Source organism: Microcoleus sp. D3_18_C4, assembly GCF_036702355.1.
GTDB lineage: Bacteria > Cyanobacteriota > Cyanobacteriia > Cyanobacteriales > Microcoleaceae > Microcoleus.
Map to the genome: position 1 here is coordinate 1 of NZ_JAUBTF010000155.1, position 1954 is coordinate 1954.

A 1954-nucleotide genomic window follows, 5' to 3' on the forward strand; every position below is an offset into this window, starting at 1 on the left:
GCCTTCCCTATTCAATTAATTATTTCCATCGAGCATTAGTCACCGCACGCGATCGCTGAACCATACCCCAATTCAGCAACGCCGTATCAGAAATTATACCAGCATGAAGGTGTGTAAAAGCTTTGAAGCTTCTGACTTCTGAAAACAGATTTCTGTAATAGCGACAATACTCATCAATCTATTTCAAGGTTAAATTAGCTTGGCGAGGGTTAACCATAGACCTAGCTCTGGTTTGAGAGATTTTGTTCTATTATACTCTGCCGCTTAGTGACAGAAGAGGGGTTAGCAACAGCGTATTCCATCGCAGCTTGGAATTTGGGTAGAGAACGCGAAATCATTTCTTCGTTGGCAGTAAGGGAAATTCGGAAGTAACCGGGTATTTCCTGGGGAGTTCCTGGTAAAACAAATATATCTTGACTTGCTAATAACTCGGCAAAAGCAAGGTCATCATCCCAAGGTGATTGCACCAAGAGGAAGAACGTCCCATCAGGGTTATACAGGGTGTAACCCATATCCCGCAGTGCCTTCACCATCCCATCTCGCTTGTTTTGTAAATGCTCGATATTTATGTTGAGTTGCTCTAAGTCTCCTAAGGCATACTGCATGAGCACACTAGGATAACACCAACCAAAAGGACTTTGTTGTAGGAGGGCAATGATTCGTCTTATTTCTTCCCGATTAGGCATAGTGGGAGGTAAAGCAATATACCCTATACGTTGACCGGGTGCCATTAAAGTCTTACTATAACCATATACTAAGAAAGAAAACGGGTAAAACTGAGTAGGGCTAAAACAAATCTTGTTGTCGAAAACAATGCGGCTGAAGCTTTCATCGGAAATAATATAAATAGGCTTGCCATAGTGCTGAGAAGCCTCGTTAAGTATAGCACTCAAACCCTCCAGGGTACTAGCTGAAAAAAGCTTACCTGTAGGGTTGTGAGGTGAATTGATAATAATTGCTCGAGTCCGTTCTGTAATTGCAGATGCGATCGCCTGCAAATCCATATCAAAGGTGTTTGTATCCACAGGCACACCAATCGGAACCGCACCGGTAAAATGCACCATACTCCTATAGCCTAACCAGGGTGGATTCAAAATAATTACCTCATCTCCCTCACCAGCTAACATTTGCAGACAAATCGCCAAACCAACTACAGTACCATTGGTCATAAAAATATCTTCAGGCAATATAGAAAGTCCGCGTTTATCCTGAAGAGCAGCGGATACAGTGATCCGTGATTCTGGAATATTTCCCTTGTAGCCATACCACCCTTGATTTTGCGGTACACTCCAACGCTGTAAGGCTTCTACAAACCCTGGAGGTGGTATTTCATGGGCATCACCGAAAGTAAAATCAATACTTTCCGGCTCAGTGCGGCGACTCATATAGGTCGCTTGGGCAAAGAATTGACTTATAGGGGTCGGGCAATCTAATAACTTTAGTAACCGTGGTGAGATAAAGTGAGTCTTCGCTTCACTTGTTGGATCTGGCATGAGCTTATTTCGATTACTTTTGTCGTACATAGTAATTGGGTAGTGGTGTATAGTAATTGCCGGTCATGGAACTCGCCTTAACGATAAATTATACTCAGGGACAAAATACCGTCGCCCCCATTCTTGACATTTATATCCTTGTTTACCACTTGTTTACCCTAAGTATGAGCGTATTTAATAATTTTCCCCGAAGGACATCTTACACAAGTGATACTCATATATACTCAGGAGTATTGATATTATTTTATTAGTTTAACATGATAATGCACCACTACCAACTATCTCACTCTTGACTGCATTACGGCATCAGTTCGCAACAATTTGTAACGCATCAGCCGTAGAACCCAGTACCCTACACCGTCCACACAAACCAATCCCGGCGTTGCTGAATTGGGGTATGGTTTAGCAATCGCGTGCGGTGACTAATGCTCGATCGAAATAATTAATTGAATAGGGAAGGG

At 42.6% G+C, this 1954-nt stretch carries 1 protein-coding gene; it reads right to left on the bottom strand.

Annotated elements, in window-relative coordinates; translation table 11 throughout:
* Window positions 1-221: 221 nt before the first annotated feature.
* Complete coding sequence (locus QUA90_RS30300) at window positions 222-1493, bottom strand: aminotransferase class I/II-fold pyridoxal phosphate-dependent enzyme (protein WP_333390704.1); 1272 nt, start codon at window positions 1491-1493, stop codon at window positions 222-224.
* Between the last annotated feature and the right edge of the window lie 461 nt (window positions 1494-1954).